The organism is Rathayibacter sp. AY1B4, from assembly GCF_002932815.1.
In the GTDB taxonomy this organism is placed as follows: domain Bacteria; phylum Actinomycetota; class Actinomycetes; order Actinomycetales; family Microbacteriaceae; genus Rathayibacter.
The window spans coordinates 48,151-62,874 of sequence record NZ_PSWN01000001.1 but is presented as its reverse complement, the minus strand read 5'-3'; the positions used below and the strand labels follow the sequence as shown (position 1 = coordinate 62,874).

The following is a 14,724-nucleotide window of genomic DNA, read 5'->3' as shown; positions in this document are numbered from 1 at the left end:
CAGGGCTTCATCGTCGGGGTTCGACGTTTCCCCGGTGTTTCCGGCGCGGATCCGCAGCATTAAGGCTCGCCGGGGGAGGAATCCGTCGGTGCCGCTAGCGTGGGCGGATGCGCATCACGATCCTGGCCGGAGGCGTCGGCGGCGCCCGCTTCACCTCGGCGGTCCGCGAGCACCTCAGCGATCTCGAGGCCGCCGGCGGCGAGGCGAGCGAGATCACCGTCGTCGTCAACACCGGCGACGACATGTGGCTCACCGGCCTCAAGGTCTGCCCCGACCTCGACTCGATCACCTACGCGCTCGGCGGAGTGAACGACACGGAGCGCGGCTGGGGGCGGGCCGGCGAGAGCGAGCGGGTCTCGGCCGAGCTCACCGCCTTCGGCGTCGGCTGGCCGTGGTTCACCCTGGGCGACCTCGACCTCGGCACCCACATCGCCCGCAGCTCGATGCTGCGCGACGGCCTCACCCTCTCGGAGGCGACCGCGCGGATCACCGCCCGCTGGCCGCTGGGGGTCCGCCTGCTGCCGATGTCGGACCAGGACGTCGAGACCCACGTCGAGGTCGACCTTCCCGGCGAGGGCGTGCGGCTCCTCCACTTCGAGGAGTGGTGGGTGCGGCTTCGGGCGTCCGCGCCCGCGCGCCGCTTCGTCCAGCAGGGGGTGGAGAGCGCCCGCCCCGCCCCGGGCGTGCTGGAGGCGATCGCCGACACCGACGCGGTACTCGTCGCCCCCTCCAATCCCGTCGTCTCGATCGGCACGATCCTCGGAGTGCCCGGGATCGCGGACGCCCTCCGCCGGACCTCCGCACCCGTCGTGGGCGTCTCCCCCGTCATCGGAGGCGCGGTGGTGCGCGGCATGGCCGACGCCTGCCTCGCCGCGATCGGCGTCGAGACCTCCGCCGAGGCCGTCGGCCGGCACTACGGAGCCCGGAGCGGGGGCGGCCTCCTCGACGCCTGGCTCGTCGGCGAGGAGGACGCGGACGCGGTCCCGGCGCTCGAGTCGGCGGGCCTCCGCGCCCGCTCCGTGCCGCTCTGGCTGACCGGCCGGGACGCCTCCGTGCGGCTCGCCGCCGACGCTCTCGCCGCCGCGAGGGGCTGAGCGGGGCCTCCTCCCCGGGGCCGCCCACCGCCTGTCGCAGCGCGGATGCGGTCACGCCTCCCACGGGGCGCCCCGTTCCCTTGTACGGTCGGAGGCGGACGAACTCCCCGATTCACCCCCGCATCGGATCCGGAGCCCCTCGGTCGCGCGCCCGACCGCGTCCTCACCACGTCTCCGAGCCCTGCGGAACCGCGTGCCGTCCCGTCAGGAGGACACCATGGAGCCCACCTCGAGGATCAGCACCGAGCGGATCGAGCCCGACATCGTGGTGATCCGCCCCGTCGGCAGGCTCGACCTGTCCACGGCGTGGGAGCTCGAAGCGGTCCTCCAGCGCGCGCTCGAGGCGGGAGAGGTCCGCGTGGTCGTCGACCTGGCGGCCGTCGAGTTCCTCGACTCGTCCGGGCTCGGCGTCCTCGTCGCCGGACTCAAGGAGGCGCGGAAGGCGGGCGGCGAGCTGCGCGTGGCCGCCGCCGGCGAGCAGCCCGCCATGGTGCTCGGCCTGTCCAACCTCGACCGCCTGCTCGGGAGCGCCGAGACCGTCGAGGAGGCCTACCGTGCCTGAGCGCTCCTTCGTCGTGCGCACGCCGCCCGAGGACGGCGTCACCGCCGTCCACGAGGCGCTCGAGGAGCTGTGGCTCGAGGAGCCGGGCGTCGCGCCGGTCGACCGGATGTCGTTCGAGACCGCGCTGGTCGAGCTGACCTCGAACATCGTCCAGCACGCCCGGTCGTACCGGCACATCATCTGCCTGGTCGAGATCCGCGTCGACGCGACCGAGCTGCGCGCCTCGCTCAACGACTCCGCCGAGGAGGCGCCCGCCGAGGTCGCCGACCCCCGCGACATGCCGGACGAGTGGGACGAGGCAGGCCGCGGGATCCCGTTCATCCACGCCCTCGTCACCGAGTTCTCCTACCGCCGTGTCGACGGGCAGAACCTCTGGGCACTCGCCCGGACCCGCACGTGAGCGAGCCGACCGAGCGCGCCCGCCTCGCCGCGATCGCCGAGCTCGGGATCGGCCTGAGCACCCCCCAGGAGCGCTTCGACAGGATCACCCGCGTCGCCCGCCGACTCCTGCGCGTCCCCCTCGCCGAGATCAACATCCTCGAGGAGTCGACGCAGTTCACGAAGTCGCCCCAGCGCTCGGCGCGGGCGAGCAGGATGCTGCGCGCCGACTCGATGTGCGACGTCACGGTCCAGCAGGGCGACATCCTCGTCGTCGAGGACGCCACCGCCGATCCGCGGTTCGCCGACCGCGGAGTCGTCACCGGATCCCCTCACGTGCGCTTCTACGCGGGCCGTCCGCTCGTCGTCGGGGACGGCCTCCGCGTCGGCACGATCTGCATCATCGACAGCGAGGTGCGCGGCTTCTCGGAGGAGGAGCGCGAGATCCTCGAGGACCTCGGCCGGTGGGCCGAGCGGGAGCTGCGCGAGATCGCCTTCTCCGGACGCGCGAGCGAGACGCAGGAGCGGCTCCGGCCCCAGCGCCTCGACCTCGGCGAGTGGAGCCTCGACTCGCTGACCACGCCGCTGCACGACGTCGCCGGCGACTACACGGCGTGGCGCCGCAGCGGGGACGACCTCTCCCTCGAGCTGGTCGACGTGATGGGCAAGGGCGTGTCGGCGGCGATCGTCGCCTCCGCGATCCGCTCCGCGTTCCAGGCGCGGCCGGAGCTCCCTCCCGCGGCAGCCGTCGAGGCCGTCAACCGCCAGCTCCTGCCCGACCTGACCGCGACCGGCATGTTCGCGACCGCGCTGATCGCCCGGGTCGACCTCGCGAGCGGCGCCGTCTCGTTCGTGGACAGCGGCCACGGCCTCACCCTCCTGCTGCGCGCCGACGGCACCACGGAGAGGCTCGCCTCCACGGGCGTCCCGCTCGGCATCGCCGCCGACGTCTCCTGGGAGGAGGAGCAGCGCGTGCTCGCCCCCGGCGATGCGCTCTTCTCCTGCAGCGACGGCCTGCTCGACGTCTTCGGCGGGCGCCTCGACGCGCTCGACCGTCTCGCCGAGCTGGTGCGGAGCAACGACGACCCCGCTCTCTTCGAGCGTCTGCATGCTCTCGCAGACGACGCTCACGACGATGTGACAGCGTTGGTGCTGCGGCGCTCCGCAGCGCCCGCCCCCTCCTGATCCTGATCGAAAGGACCTCCCCCATGCCTGGTGCACTCGTCCTCGCCGGCGGCGGCCTAGCCGGAATCGCCTGGGAGCTCGGCGTCCTCCGCGGCCTCGCCGACGCCTCCCCCGAGGCGGCCCGCCTCCTGCTCGATCCGTCGACGACCTTCATCGGCACCTCCGCGGGCTCCGCGGTCGCCGCGCAGCTGAGCACCGGCACCAGCCTCGACGAGTCGTACGAGGCCCAGCTCCAGGAGGAGTCCGCCGAGATCGGAGCGGACGTCGACGGTGAGCGCCTCCAGGCCCTCTTCGCCGCGGCCGTCGAGGGCGCGACCTCGCCCCAGGACGCGCGGCGCCGCATCGGCACCCTCGCGCTCGAGGCCGAGACGCTCCCCGAGGACACGCGCCGGGCCGTCATCTCGGCCCGCGTGGGCGACGCCGACTGGCCCGAGCAGCGTCTGCTCATCACCGCGGTCGACACGGCCACCGGTGAGCTGCGCGTGTTCGACCGCGAGAGCGGTGTCGGCCTCGTCGACGCGATCTCCGCCAGCTGCGCCGTCCCCGGGGTCTGGCCTCCCGTCAGTATCGACGGCGTCCGCTACATGGACGGCGGCGTGCGCTCCGGCAGCAACGCCGACCTCGCCGCGGGAGCCGACTGGGTCCTGATCGTCACTCCGCTGCCGGGAGTCGGCACGCCCGGCGCGGGCCTGATCCCGACCGGCGAGCTCGACGCCCTCGCGGACTCGCGGGTCGAGGTGCTCTACGCCGACGAGGAGTCGGTGCGCGCCTTCGGCCCGAACTCGCTCGACCCGGCCGTCCGCGCCGCCTCCGCCCGCGCCGGACGTGCTCAGGGCGCCCGGCTCGCCTCGCGGATCGCCGCGCTGGTCGGCGCCGAGTAGCCGGTCTCAGCGCCGCACGCTGTAGCGCGTGAAGACCGTGCCGTCGGCGAAGCGGTGCTCCTCGCGCAAGTCGAGGCGCGCGTGGAACCCGCACGGGAGGAAGTGGGTCCCGCCGCCCACCGCCACCGGCACCGTGTAGACCTGCACCTCGTCGACGATCCCGGCGAGCAGCGCGTGCCGGGCGAGGGTCGGCCCGCCGATCGAGACGTCGTGGTCGGCGGCGCTGACCTGCGCGGCGACGACGACCGGGTCGAACCCGCCCTCGACGCGGGTGCGGCGGGTCTCGGCCGACTCCAGCGTCGTCGAGTACACGACCTTGTCGGCCGCTCGCCACATCTCCTGGAAGTCGCGGATGAACGCGAACTCCTCCGCGAGGGCCCAGGTCTGCTCCCACGCGCGCATGACCTCGTACATGCGCCGCCCGTACAGGTACGTGCGCACTCGCCCCTCCCGCTCCGTGATGAAGCGGTGCACGGCGGGTCGCGGCTCCGCCCAGGCGAATCCGCCGTCCGCGTCGTTCACGTAGCCGTCGAGCGACGCGATCGAGCTGTAGATGAGCGCGCCCACGTCGGCCTCTCTCCGTGGCCGGCTTCGGGACCGCCCACGGGCGCGACCGTAGGCCTCCCGCCTCCGTCCGGCAATGTCCGCCGGGTCCTCTGGCGCGGATCGACGGGTCGATGCCGCTCCCGCCGGCGCTCCCGGCGGTCGGCGCCCCCTTCCGGACCGCGTACCGTGGTCGTGCCGCAGGGAGCGGCCGTGAAGGGTTCGGGATGAAGATCAGCCAGCTGCGCCACTTCGTGGCGGTCGCCGAGGAGCTGCACTTCGTGCGCGCCGCCGAGCGCCTCGGCATCTCGCGGCAGAAGCTCGACTCCTCCGTCGCCGCCGTCGAGCTCGACCTCGGCAAGCCGCTCTTCGAGCCCGGTGCCGCCGCCACGACCCTCACCGCGGCCGGGCGGCAGCACCTCGCCTCGGCCCGCGAGGAGCTCGCCGCGCTCGGCGACGAGCCGGAGGCGGCCCCGAAGTCGGGAGGCAAGGCCAAGGCCTCCAAGGGGACCGGGCGCGCCCCGATCGTCAAGGGCCAGCCGAAGCCCTACAAGCGCCGCCAGTCCCGCTGACGCGCAGTGTCCGATCGTCGGAGGTGGTGGGCCCTACCGGGCTCGAACCGATGACATCCACGGTGTAAACGTGGCGCTCTACCAACTGAGCTAAAGGCCCCCGTCGCGGGAGCACCCGCGGACGATCGACTCGATCCTACGGCAGGCGGAGCGGCCCCCTGCGGGCACTAGCCTCGGCACATGACCGCCGACAGCGACTCCCGGGCGAGGCGGCGCGCCGAGAGCCGCTGGCCCGCCTCCGCCGCGATCCTGGTGGCCGTCGCCCTGAACGTGGCCGGCCACAGCGCCGACACCTCGGTGGTCCGCCTCGTCGCCGCCGGCATCACGCTCGCACTGCTCGTGCCGCTGTTCGTCGTCAACCCGCACCGGCTCGACAGCGAGACGCGCTGGTCGCGCGGGGTCTCCATCGCCCTGGCGGTCGTGCTCGCCGTGGCGAACCAGGTGAACGTGGTCGCCGTGGTGATCGACCTCGTCGACGGGACGGCCGACGGCCCGCCGCTGCTGCTCACCGCACTCCAGGTCTGGGTCACCAACGTCGTCGCGTACGCGCTGCTGTTCTGGGAGCTCGACCGCGGCGGTCCGGTCGCCCGCGGAACGCTTCCCCGCACCGAGCTGCCGGCGGCCGACTTCGCCTTCCCGCAGGACACCTACCGCGACACCGCGCCCGAGGTCGCCGCGACCTCCTCCGAGCGCGCCGACTGGCGGCCCGGCTTCGTCGACTACCTCTCGGTCTCGACGACGAACACCATGGCGTTCAGCCCGACCGACACGATGCCGCTGTCGAGCCGGATGAAGCTCCTGATGATCGCCGAGGCGTTCACCGGATTCGTCCTGCTGGCTCTCGTGATCTCGCGGGCCGTCAACATCCTCAGCTGACGACCGGGGCGGTCCGCCTCCGGAGGGTCACACGTGCGCGGGGGCGAGCGCGTCGATCGCGGCGCGGTAGGCGTCGATCGAGCGCGGCTCGCCCGGGGCGGTCATGAACGTGTCCCGGATGACGCCGGCCTTGTCGATGAGGAAGGTCGCGCGGGTCGCGTAGCCCTTCGCCTCGGTGAACACGCCGTACTGCTTGGCGACGTCGCCGTGCGGCCAGAAGTCGGAGAGGAGCGTGAAGTCGTAGCCCTGCTTCTCGCCCCAGGCGCGCAGCGTGTGCTTGGAGTCGACCGAGATGCCGATCAGCTCCACGTCGGCGTGCTCGAAGAGGGAGAGGTTCTCGCGCAGCGCGCAGAACTCGCCCGTGCAGGTGCCGGAGAAGGCGAGGGGGAAGAACACCAGGGCGACATTGCGCCGCCCGTGGAAGTCGCCCAGCTGGATGCGCTCGCCGTACTGGTTCGCGAGTTCGAAGTCGGGAGCCAGGGTCAGCTTCTCGAGAGCCATCGGTCCGATGTCCTTCCGTGCGCACGAGAGTCGCGCGAGCACGAGGGGCAATGCTAGACCCGCTCCGCGCAGACTCCAAGGAACGGCCCGTCTCCCCCGATCACGGGCCGGTCGACGCGTCCCGTCTGGCGCTCTCCTACAGTCGTCGGCGCACATCCCTCGTGGATCACCACAGTGCGATTCCAGGTTCGGGGCACGGGAATCGCTAGGCTGACGGAGGTGCCCGCGCGCGGCTCGTCATCCGAGCCCCGGATCCGCGGATCCGCACCGCTTCATGAGAGTGATGTCTCGGGCACGATCTGCCCCCAGAGAGAGGTCGAGGGTGACTGTTAACGATCAGGACCCGTATTCCGTCGGTCACGTGGACTCGGACCCCGAGGAAACGTCGGAGTGGAACGAGTCGCTCGATGCGCTCGTCGAGGAGCGGGGCCGGGGTCGCGGGCGCGACGTCATGCTCAGCCTCCTCAAGCGCTCCAAGGAGCTCCACCTCGGCGTGCCGATGGTGCCCACCACGGACTACATCAACACCATCGCGCCCGAGAACGAGCCCGACTTCCCGGGCGACGAGGACGTCGAGCGCCGCTACCGCGCGTGGATCCGCTGGAACGCGGCCATCCTCGTGCACCGCGCGCAGCGTCCCGGCATCGGGGTCGGCGGCCACATCTCGACGTACGCGTCGAGCGCCTCGCTGTACGAGGTCGGCTTCAACCACTTCTTCCGCGGCCAGGACCACCCGGGCGGCGGCGACCAGGTCTTCATCCAGGGCCACGCCTCCCCCGGCCCGTACGCGCGTGCCTTCCTCGAGGGACGCCTGAGCGAGCACCAGCTCGACGGCTTCCGCCAGGAGAAGTCGCACCGGGGCGGCGGGCTCTCCAGCTACCCGCACCCGCGGCTCATGCCGGAGTTCTGGCAGTTCCCGACCGTGTCGATGGGCCTCGGCCCGATCAACGCGATCTACCAGGCGCAGGCGAACAAGTACCTCACCAACCGCGGCATCAAGGACGCCTCCGACCAGCAGGTCTGGGCGTTCCTCGGCGACGGCGAGATGGACGAGGTCGAGTCGCGCGGTCAGCTCCAGGTCGCCGCGAACGACGGCCTCGACAACCTGAACTTCATCGTCAACTGCAACCTCCAGCGCCTCGACGGACCCGTCCGCGGCAACGGCAAGATCGTGCAGGAGCTCGAGTCGTACTTCCGCGGCGCGGGCTGGAACGTCATCAAGCTCATCTGGGGCCGCGAGTGGGACGACCTGCTCGCCCGCGACACCGAGGGCGCGCTGCTCGACCTGATGAACAAGACGCCCGACGGCGACTTCCAGACCTACAAGACGGAGGACGGCGCCTACGTCCGCGAGAACTTCTTCGGCCGCGACCCGCGCGCCAAGAAGCTCGTCGAGGGCTACTCCGACGAGCAGATCTGGGGCCTGCGCCGCGGCGGCCACGACTACCGCAAGATCTACGCGGCCATGAAGGCCGCGACGGAGCACAAGGGCCAGCCCACCGTCATCCTCGCCCACACCATCAAGGGCTACGGTCTCGGCCGCAGCTTCGAGGGCCGCAACGCGACCCACCAGATGAAGAAGATGACGCTGGACAACCTCAAGTCGTTCCGCGACACCATGCGCATCCCGATCACGGACGCGCAGCTCGAGGAGAACCCCTACCTCCCGCCGTACTACCACCCCGGTCAGAACGACGAGGCGATCGAGTACCTGCAGGAGCGCCGCCGCGCGCTCGGCGGCTACCTCCCCGAGCGCCGCTCGAAGTACACGCAGCTGAACCTTCCCGAGGACTCGGCGTACGCGGTCGGCAAGAAGGGCTCCGGGACGCAGGAGATCGCCACCACCATGGCGTTCGTCCGCATCCTGAAGGACATCCTCCGCTCGAAGGACTTCGGCAACCGCGTCGTCCCGATCATCCCGGACGAGGCGCGCACCTTCGGCATGGACGCGTTCTTCCCGAACGCGAAGATCTACAACCCGCGCGGCCAGCACTACACGTCGGTCGACCGCGAGCTCCTCCTGGCCTACAAGGAGAGCCCGCAGGGCCAGATCCTCCACGTCGGCATCAACGAGGCGGGCGCCCTCGCGGCGTTCACCGCGATCGGCACCTCGTACTCGACGCAGGGCGAGCCGCTCATCCCGGTCTACGTCTTCTACTCGATGTTCGGGTTCCAGCGCACGGGCGACGCGATCTGGGCGGCCGGCGACATGATGTCGCGCGGCTTCATGATCGGCGCCACCGCGGGACGCACCACGCTGACCGGCGAGGGCCTCCAGCACGCGGACGGGCACTCCCCGATCCTCGCGGCGACCAACCCCGCCGTCGTGAGCTACGACCCGGCCTACGGGTACGAGATCGCGCACATCGTGCAGTCCGGACTCGAGCGCATGTACGGCGGGAAGCACACCGACCCGAACGTCATGTACTACATCACGGTCTACAACGAGCCGATCGTGCAGCCGAAGGAGCCGGAGGACGTCGACGTCGAGGGCATCGTCCGCGGCATCCACCGCATCTCCTGGGGTCAGTGGGACGGGCCGAAGGCCCAGCTCCTCGCCTCGGGCGTCGCCGTGCCGTGGGCGATCGAGGCGCAGAAGCTCCTCGCCGAGGACTGGGGCGTCTCGGCGGACGTCTGGTCGGTCACCTCGTGGAACGAGCTGCGCCGCGACGGCATCAAGGCCGAGCAGCACAACTTCCTCCACCCCGAGGACGCCGAGCAGGTGCCGTACGTGACGCAGAAGCTGGCCGACGCGAAGGGTCCCTTCGTCGCCGTCTCGGACTTCTCGCACCAGGTCCCCGACCAGCTCCGCCAGTTCATCCCGGGCGACTTCGCGACGCTCGGCGCGGACGACTTCGGCTTCTCGGACACCCGTGCGGCGGCGCGGCGCTACTTCCAGATCGACGGCCCCTCGGTCGTCGTGCGGACGCTGCAGCTGCTCGCCAAGCGCGGCGAGGTCGACCCCTCGCTCGCGGTCCAGGCGATCGAGAAGTACCGCCTCCTCGACGTCAACGCCGGCACCACCGGCAACGCGGGCGGCGAGAGCTGACGGACGAGTCCGTGCTCTCGCAGGAACCCGCACCGTCGAGTGCGCGGGGTCCTGCTCCTGCGGCGGAGCGTCCGGCCACCCGGCCGGGCGCTCCCCGCACGAAGGAGCAGACCCTCGCCTGGCTGCGCACCCTCGCCGGTGAGCTCTCGACGCAGACGATCAAGCGCCTCGAGGACACGCTGCCCTGGTACGGCAGCATGCCCCCCGGTCGGCGCTCGGCGGTCGGCCTCGTCGCCCAGGCCGGCATCACCTCGTTCATCTCGTGGTTCGACGACCCGTCGGCCACGCCGTGGATCGCGGCGGACGTGTTCGGAGCCGCTCCCCGCGAGCTGCTGCGCTCCGTCTCGCTGACGCAGACGCTGCAGCTGATCAAGGTGACGGTCGAGGTCGTCGAGGACCGGATCAAGAACGGCGGGGAGGACCTCCGCGAGGCGATCCTCCTCTACTCGCGCGAGATCGCCTTCGCCGCGGCCGACGTCTACGCGCGCGCCGCCGAGGCCCGAGGCCTCTGGGACGCGCGCCTGGAGGCGCTGGTCGTCGACTCGATCCTCACGGGCGAGGCCGACGACGAGCTGCCCAGCCGGATCGCCGCCCTCGGCTGGCACGGCCACGGCGAGGTCGCCGTCCTGGTGGGCACCGCCCCCAAGATGCTCGACGTCGACCAGCTGCGCCGCACGGCGCGGCACATGGACGCCGACGTGCTGATCGGCGTGCAGGGCAGCCGGCTCGTCCTGGTCATCGGCCGCGCCGAGCCGAGCGAGAACGCCACGGAGGAGACCGGCCCGCCGGTCGCGTTCCTCGAGATCGCGGAGGCGCTCGAGCCCGGCTTCGGGACGGGCCACCTCGTCCTCGGCCACGAGGTGCCGACCCTGGTCGAGGCGTCCCGCAGCGCCCGCGCGGCCCTCGCCGGCTTCGCGGTCGCCCGCTCCTGGCGGAACGCGCCGCGACCGGTCAACGCCGACGACCTCCTTCCCGAGCGCGCCCTCGCGGGCGACCCGCTCGCCCGGCAGAGCCTCATCACGCAGATCTACCGGCCCCTGCAGAAGCACTCGACCGAGCTTCTGACCACGCTGTGGGCCTACCTCGACAACGGCCGCTCCCTTGAGGCGACCGCCCGCGAGCTGTTCGTGCACCCGAACACGGTGCGCTACCGCCTCAAGCGGGTCGCCGAGGTGATCGGCTGGGACGCGACGGGCGCCCGCGAGGCGCTCATCCTCCAGTCCGCCCTCATCCTCGGCTCCATGAGCGACCCGGACGGCGCCGTCCGCCGGAAGCCGTCCCGCCGCTGAGGCCGTCTGCTCGCCGAACCCCTCCCGCCCCTGAACACTTGTAGACCCGCGACAAGCTCTTTGTGCTTTGTCAGTGGCTCCACGCGCCGCACGTGCGAGCGCAGATCGGAAGACTGGATACCGTGATCGTCGTCGTCGCCCCGGGTCAGGGCTCCCAGACCCCCGGATTCCTCGCCCCCTGGCTCGAGATCCCCTCCGTGGCCGAGCAGGTCGCCGCGCACTCGGAGGCGGTCGGCATCGACCTCGCCGCGCACGGCACCGTCTCGGACGCGGACACCATCCGCGACACCGCGGTCGCCCAGCCCCTGATCGTCTCCGCGGGACTCGTGAGCCTCGCCGCCCTCCTCGAGGGCGGACGGCGCGAGCGCATCGCGGGCATCGCCGGCCACTCCGTCGGCGAGATCACCGCGGCCGCCGGAGCCGGGGTCCTCACCGAGGCCGACGCGCTGGTGTTCGTCCGCGAGCGCGCCCGTGCCATGGCCGCTGCGGCCGCCGCCGAGCCGACCGCGATGAGCGCGGTCCTCGGCGGCGACGAGCAGGCCCTGATCGCCCGTCTCGACGAGCTCGGCCTCGAGCCGGCCAACTACAACGGCGGCGGGCAGATCGTCGTCGCCGGCGCGGTCGACGCGCTCGAGGCGCTCAAGGCGGAGCCGCTCCGCGGGACCCGCGTGATCCCCCTGCAGGTGGCCGGCGCCTTCCACACCCGCTACATGGCGCCCGCCCGCGACTCCCTCGCCGGCGTCGCCGCCGGGCTGACCCCCTCCGACCCGACGCTCCGTCTCTGGACGAACCGCGACGGGTCGGTCGTCGACTCCGGTGCCGCGTTCCTCGAGCTGCTCGTCGGCCAGGTCGCCTCCCCCGTCCGCTGGGACCTCTGCATGACGGCCTTCGCCGACGCGGGCGTCACCGGGATCATCGAGCTGGCACCCGCCGGCGCGCTGGTCGGCCTCGCCAAGCGCGGCCTCAAGGGCGTGCCGAGCATCGCCATCACGACCCCCGACGACGTGGACGCCGCCCGCGCCTTCCTCGACGAGCACGCCGCCTAGCAGGAGAGACCCCATGACGACCCCTTCCCTCACCCAGTCCAGCGGCAGCGCGTACACCCGGATCCTCGGCATCGGCGCGGCACGCGGCGACCTCGTCGTCCCGAACGACGACCTGATCGAGCCGATCAACTCCTCCGACGAGTGGATCCGCCAGCGCACCGGCATCATCGAGCGCCGCCGCGCCTCCGCCGACATCCACGCGGTCGACCTCGCGACCACCGCCTCCCTCGAGGCGATCGAGAAGGCGGGCATCCGCCCGGACCAGATCGGCGTCGTGCTCGTCTCCACGATCAGCAACACCGTGCAGACCCCGTCGCTGGCCGCGCTCCTCGCCGACCGCATCGGCGCGAACCCCGCCCCGGCGTACGACATCTCGGCCGCCTGCGCCGGCTACACCTACGGCATCGCCCAGGCCGACTCCTTCATCCGCTCCGGCCTGGCCGAGTACGTGCTCGTCGTCGGAGCCGAGAAGCTGTCCGAGCTGGTCAAGTCGACCGACCGCAGCATCTCCTTCCTCCTGGGCGACGGCGCGGGCGCCGCGGTCGTCGGCCCCAGCGACACCGCCGGCATCTCGAAGACCGTCTGGGGATCCGACGGTTCCAAGTGGGACACCGTCGGCATGGACAACCCGCTCGCGGCCTACCGCGACGGCACCGCCGAATGGCCCACCCTCCGCCAGGACGGCCCGTCGGTCTTCCGCTGGGCGGTCTGGGAGATGGCCAAGGTCGCCAAGCAGGCGCTCGCGGAGGCGGGCGTCCAGCCCGAGGACCTCGCCGCGTTCATCCCCCACCAGGCGAACATGCGCATCATCGACGAGCTCGCGAAGCAGCTGAAGCTCCCCGAGACCGTCGCTATCGGCCGCGACATCGAGACCACCGGCAACACCTCCGCCGCGTCGATCCCGCTCGCCACCCACCGCCTGCTCGAGGAGCACCCGGAGCTGCACGGCGGACTCGCGCTGCAGATCGGCTTCGGCGCCGGACTGGTGTTCGGCGCGCAGGTCGTGGTGCTCCCGTGACCGGCACGACCCCACCCCTAAACTGACCTACGGTCACTGACGAACACCCGAAGAACCCCCAAGGAGAGAACCATGGCACTGTCCAACGAAGAAGTCCTCGCCGGCCTGGCCGAGCTTGTCAACGACGAGACGGGCATCGCCACCGACTCCGTCGAGATGGACAAGTCGTTCACCGACGACCTCGACATCGACTCCATCTCGATGATGACCATCGTCGTCAACGCCGAGGAGAAGTTCGACGTGAAGATCCCCGACGACGAGGTCAAGAACCTCAAGACGGTCGGCGACGCGGTCCGCTTCATCGTCAAGGCGTCCGAGTAGTCGTCGCCCGCGCACCCCGTCCTCGTGGCGGACACCCCGGCCGGCGATCGTCGGCCGGGGTGAGCCCGGCACCCACCCACACGGAACAGAGAAGCTCGTCATGACCAAGAAGATCGTCGTCACCGGAATCGGTGCCAGCACTCCCCTCGGCGGGACCGCCCGGGAGTCCTGGAACGCACTCCTCGCCGGCGAATCAGGCGTCCGCTCCCTCGAGCAGGACTGGGTCGCTCAGTACGACATCCCGGTCACCTTCGCCGCCCAGGCCAAGGTCCGCCCGGAGGAGGTGCTCTCCCGCCCCGAGGCGAAGCGCCTCGACCCCTCCAGCCAGTTCGCGCTCATCTCGGCCCGCGAGGCGTGGGCCGACTCCGGCATCACCGACGTCGACCCGCTCCGCGTGGGCGTCGACTACTCGACCGGCATCGGCGGCCTCTGGACCCTCGTCGACGCGTGGGACACCCTCCGCGAGCGCGGACCCCGCCGGGTCCTCCCGATGACCATCCCGATGCTCATGCCCAACGCGGCCGCCGCCGCCATCAGCATGGCCATCCCCTCCCGCGCCTACGCCCGCACCGACGTGTCGGCCTGCGCCTCCAGCACCGAGGCCCTCGCGAACGCCTACGAGCACATGCAGCTCGGCCTCGCCGACGTGGTCGTCGCCGGCGGCACGGAGTCGGTCGTCCACCCGCTCCCGATCGCCGCCTTCGCGTCGATGCAGGCCCTCTCGCGCCGCAACGACGACCCGGCGACCGCCTCACGCCCCTACGACGTCTCCCGCGACGGCTTCGTCCTCGGAGAAGGCGCCGCGACACTCATCCTCGAGACCGAGGAGCACGCCCTCGCCCGCGGAGCCCGCATCTACGCGGAGCTCGCCGGCGGCGCCGTCACCAGCGACTCGTACCACATCACGGCGCCGGACCCCGAGGGCTCCGCCGCCGCCCGCGCCATGATCGGCGCCCTCGAGCAGGCCGGAGCCGCGCTCACCGACGTCACCCACGTCAACGCCCACGCGACGAGCACCCCGGTCGGCGACATCGCCGAGTACCGCGCCCTGCTGCGCGTCTTCGGCGACCACCTCCCGAACATCGCCGTCTCCGCGACCAAGGCGTCCACCGGCCACCTCCTCGGCGGCACCGGCGCGCTCGAGGCCATCTTCACCGTGCTCGCCCTCCACGAGCGCACCGCACCCCCCACCATCAACCTCTTCGAGCAGGACCCCCAGATCCCCCTCGACGTCGTCACCAGCCCCCGCGCCCTCGGCGACGGACCGCTGGTCGCCATCTCGAACTCGTTCGGGTTCGGGGGGCACAATGCTGTTGCCGCTTTCCGGACGGTGTAGCGGGGCGTAGCCCCGCTCCACCGTGCGGAAAGCGGGCTGCGCCGCTCCTTGCGCGGCGCAGGCGCGTCCGCTG

15 protein-coding genes and 1 tRNA gene are annotated in these 14,724 nt (G+C 71.9%); 13 read left to right on the top strand and 3 right to left on the bottom strand.

The features are described 5' to 3' along the window. The first annotated feature begins 107 nt into the window (after positions 1-107). From cofD to C5D66_RS00300, 5 genes are all read left to right on the top strand, one after another. A complete protein-coding gene (gene cofD / locus C5D66_RS00320) occupies positions 108-1,094 on the top strand; it encodes a 2-phospho-L-lactate transferase (RefSeq protein WP_104255718.1) in 987 nt (328 codons plus the stop codon). 217 nt (positions 1,095-1,311) lie between these two features. After that, on the top strand, positions 1,312-1,656 hold the full coding sequence (locus C5D66_RS00315) for an STAS domain-containing protein (protein WP_104255719.1): 345 nt from the start codon (positions 1,312-1,314) through the stop codon (positions 1,654-1,656). Next, positions 1,649-2,056 carry an ATP-binding protein gene (locus C5D66_RS00310; RefSeq protein ID WP_104223473.1) on the top strand — a complete coding sequence of 136 codons (408 nt, stop codon included), beginning with the start codon at positions 1,649-1,651 and terminating at the stop codon, positions 2,054-2,056. The genes C5D66_RS00315 and C5D66_RS00310 overlap by 8 nt, the downstream gene beginning before the upstream one ends. Further along, positions 2,053-3,219, top strand: coding sequence for a PP2C family protein-serine/threonine phosphatase (locus C5D66_RS00305; protein ID WP_181028810.1), 1,167 nt, complete (start codon positions 2,053-2,055; stop codon positions 3,217-3,219). The genes C5D66_RS00310 and C5D66_RS00305 overlap by 4 nt, the downstream gene beginning before the upstream one ends. Positions 3,220-3,242: 23 nt before the next feature. Then, positions 3,243-4,100 carry a patatin-like phospholipase family protein gene (locus C5D66_RS00300; protein WP_104255721.1) on the top strand — a complete coding sequence of 286 codons (858 nt, stop codon included), beginning with the start codon at positions 3,243-3,245 and terminating at the stop codon, positions 4,098-4,100. 6 nt (positions 4,101-4,106) lie between these two features. Here C5D66_RS00300 and C5D66_RS00295 read toward each other — a convergent pair whose 3' ends face one another. Continuing rightward, positions 4,107-4,667 (bottom strand): dihydrofolate reductase family protein, encoded by a 561-nt coding sequence (locus tag C5D66_RS00295; RefSeq protein WP_104226668.1) that lies wholly within the window; start codon positions 4,665-4,667, stop codon positions 4,107-4,109. A 203-nt stretch (positions 4,668-4,870) separates the two neighbouring features. On the opposite strand from C5D66_RS00295, the gene C5D66_RS00290 reads away from it, so the two are divergent. Further along, complete coding sequence (locus tag C5D66_RS00290) at positions 4,871-5,215, top strand: LysR family transcriptional regulator (RefSeq protein WP_104255722.1); 345 nt, start codon at positions 4,871-4,873, stop codon at positions 5,213-5,215. Between the two features lie 24 nt (positions 5,216-5,239). Here the strand turns inward: C5D66_RS00290 and C5D66_RS00285 are convergent. Continuing rightward, positions 5,240-5,315: transfer RNA gene (locus C5D66_RS00285), tRNA-Val, on the bottom strand. 80 nt (positions 5,316-5,395) lie between these two features. Between C5D66_RS00285 and C5D66_RS00280 the strand changes: the two genes are divergently transcribed. Continuing rightward, positions 5,396-6,091, top strand: a complete 696-nt coding sequence (locus C5D66_RS00280) for a hypothetical protein (protein ID WP_104226669.1) — start codon at positions 5,396-5,398, stop codon at positions 6,089-6,091. A 27-nt stretch (positions 6,092-6,118) separates the two neighbouring features. Here the strand turns inward: C5D66_RS00280 and C5D66_RS00275 are convergent, their stop codons facing one another. Then, positions 6,119-6,592: a peroxiredoxin gene (locus C5D66_RS00275; RefSeq protein WP_104238203.1), complete on the bottom strand. Its 474-nt coding sequence runs from the start codon at positions 6,590-6,592 to the stop codon at positions 6,119-6,121. 322 nt (positions 6,593-6,914) lie between these two features. On the opposite strand from C5D66_RS00275, the gene aceE reads away from it, so the two are divergent. The 6 genes from aceE to C5D66_RS00245 all read left to right on the top strand — a co-directional run bounded on the left by aceE (position 6,915) and on the right by C5D66_RS00245 (position 14,651). Beyond that, the gene (gene aceE, locus C5D66_RS00270) at positions 6,915-9,641 is read left to right on the top strand and encodes a pyruvate dehydrogenase (acetyl-transferring), homodimeric type (protein ID WP_104247522.1); all 2,727 of its coding nucleotides are present in this window, start codon (positions 6,915-6,917) and stop codon (positions 9,639-9,641) included. A gap of 122 nt (positions 9,642-9,763) precedes the next feature. Continuing rightward, complete coding sequence (locus tag C5D66_RS00265) at positions 9,764-10,930, top strand: CdaR family transcriptional regulator (protein WP_181027189.1); 1,167 nt, start codon at positions 9,764-9,766, stop codon at positions 10,928-10,930. Between the two features lie 122 nt (positions 10,931-11,052). Next, positions 11,053-11,976 carry an ACP S-malonyltransferase gene (locus tag C5D66_RS00260; RefSeq protein WP_104255723.1) on the top strand — a complete coding sequence of 308 codons (924 nt, stop codon included), beginning with the start codon at positions 11,053-11,055 and terminating at the stop codon, positions 11,974-11,976. 13 nt (positions 11,977-11,989) lie between these two features. Continuing rightward, the gene (locus tag C5D66_RS00255) at positions 11,990-12,994 is read left to right on the top strand and encodes a beta-ketoacyl-ACP synthase III (protein ID WP_104223464.1); all 1,005 of its coding nucleotides are present in this window, start codon (positions 11,990-11,992) and stop codon (positions 12,992-12,994) included. A gap of 72 nt (positions 12,995-13,066) precedes the next feature. Next, positions 13,067-13,315: an acyl carrier protein gene (locus tag C5D66_RS00250; protein ID WP_104223463.1), complete on the top strand. Its 249-nt coding sequence runs from the start codon at positions 13,067-13,069 to the stop codon at positions 13,313-13,315. Positions 13,316-13,415: 100 nt separating this feature from the next. Further along, positions 13,416-14,651, top strand: a complete 1,236-nt coding sequence (locus tag C5D66_RS00245) for a beta-ketoacyl synthase (protein WP_104226673.1) — start codon at positions 13,416-13,418, stop codon at positions 14,649-14,651. Positions 14,652-14,724: the final 73 nt, after the last annotated feature.

What these genes read in the sequence shown, in the direction of transcription:
- C5D66_RS00245 (WP_104226673.1), top strand. Translation starts at nt 13,416, where the DNA reads ATGACCAAGAAGATCGTCGTCACCGGAATCGGTGCCAGCACTCCCCTC.
- C5D66_RS00250 (WP_104223463.1), top strand. Translation starts at nt 13,067, where the DNA reads ATGGCACTGTCCAACGAAGAAGTCCTCGCCGGCCTGGCCGAGCTTGTC.
- C5D66_RS00315 (WP_104255719.1), top strand. Translation starts at nt 1,312, where the DNA reads ATGGAGCCCACCTCGAGGATCAGCACCGAGCGGATCGAGCCCGACATC.
- C5D66_RS00300 (WP_104255721.1), top strand. Translation starts at nt 3,243, where the DNA reads ATGCCTGGTGCACTCGTCCTCGCCGGCGGCGGCCTAGCCGGAATCGCC.
- C5D66_RS00255 (WP_104223464.1), top strand. Translation starts at nt 11,990, where the DNA reads ATGACGACCCCTTCCCTCACCCAGTCCAGCGGCAGCGCGTACACCCGG.
- C5D66_RS00275 (WP_104238203.1), bottom strand. Translation starts at nt 6,592, where the DNA reads ATGGCTCTCGAGAAGCTGACCCTGGCTCCCGACTTCGAACTCGCGAAC.
- cofD (WP_104255718.1), top strand. Translation starts at nt 108, where the DNA reads ATGCGCATCACGATCCTGGCCGGAGGCGTCGGCGGCGCCCGCTTCACC.
- C5D66_RS00290 (WP_104255722.1), top strand. Translation starts at nt 4,871, where the DNA reads ATGAAGATCAGCCAGCTGCGCCACTTCGTGGCGGTCGCCGAGGAGCTG.
- C5D66_RS00280 (WP_104226669.1), top strand. Translation starts at nt 5,396, where the DNA reads ATGACCGCCGACAGCGACTCCCGGGCGAGGCGGCGCGCCGAGAGCCGC.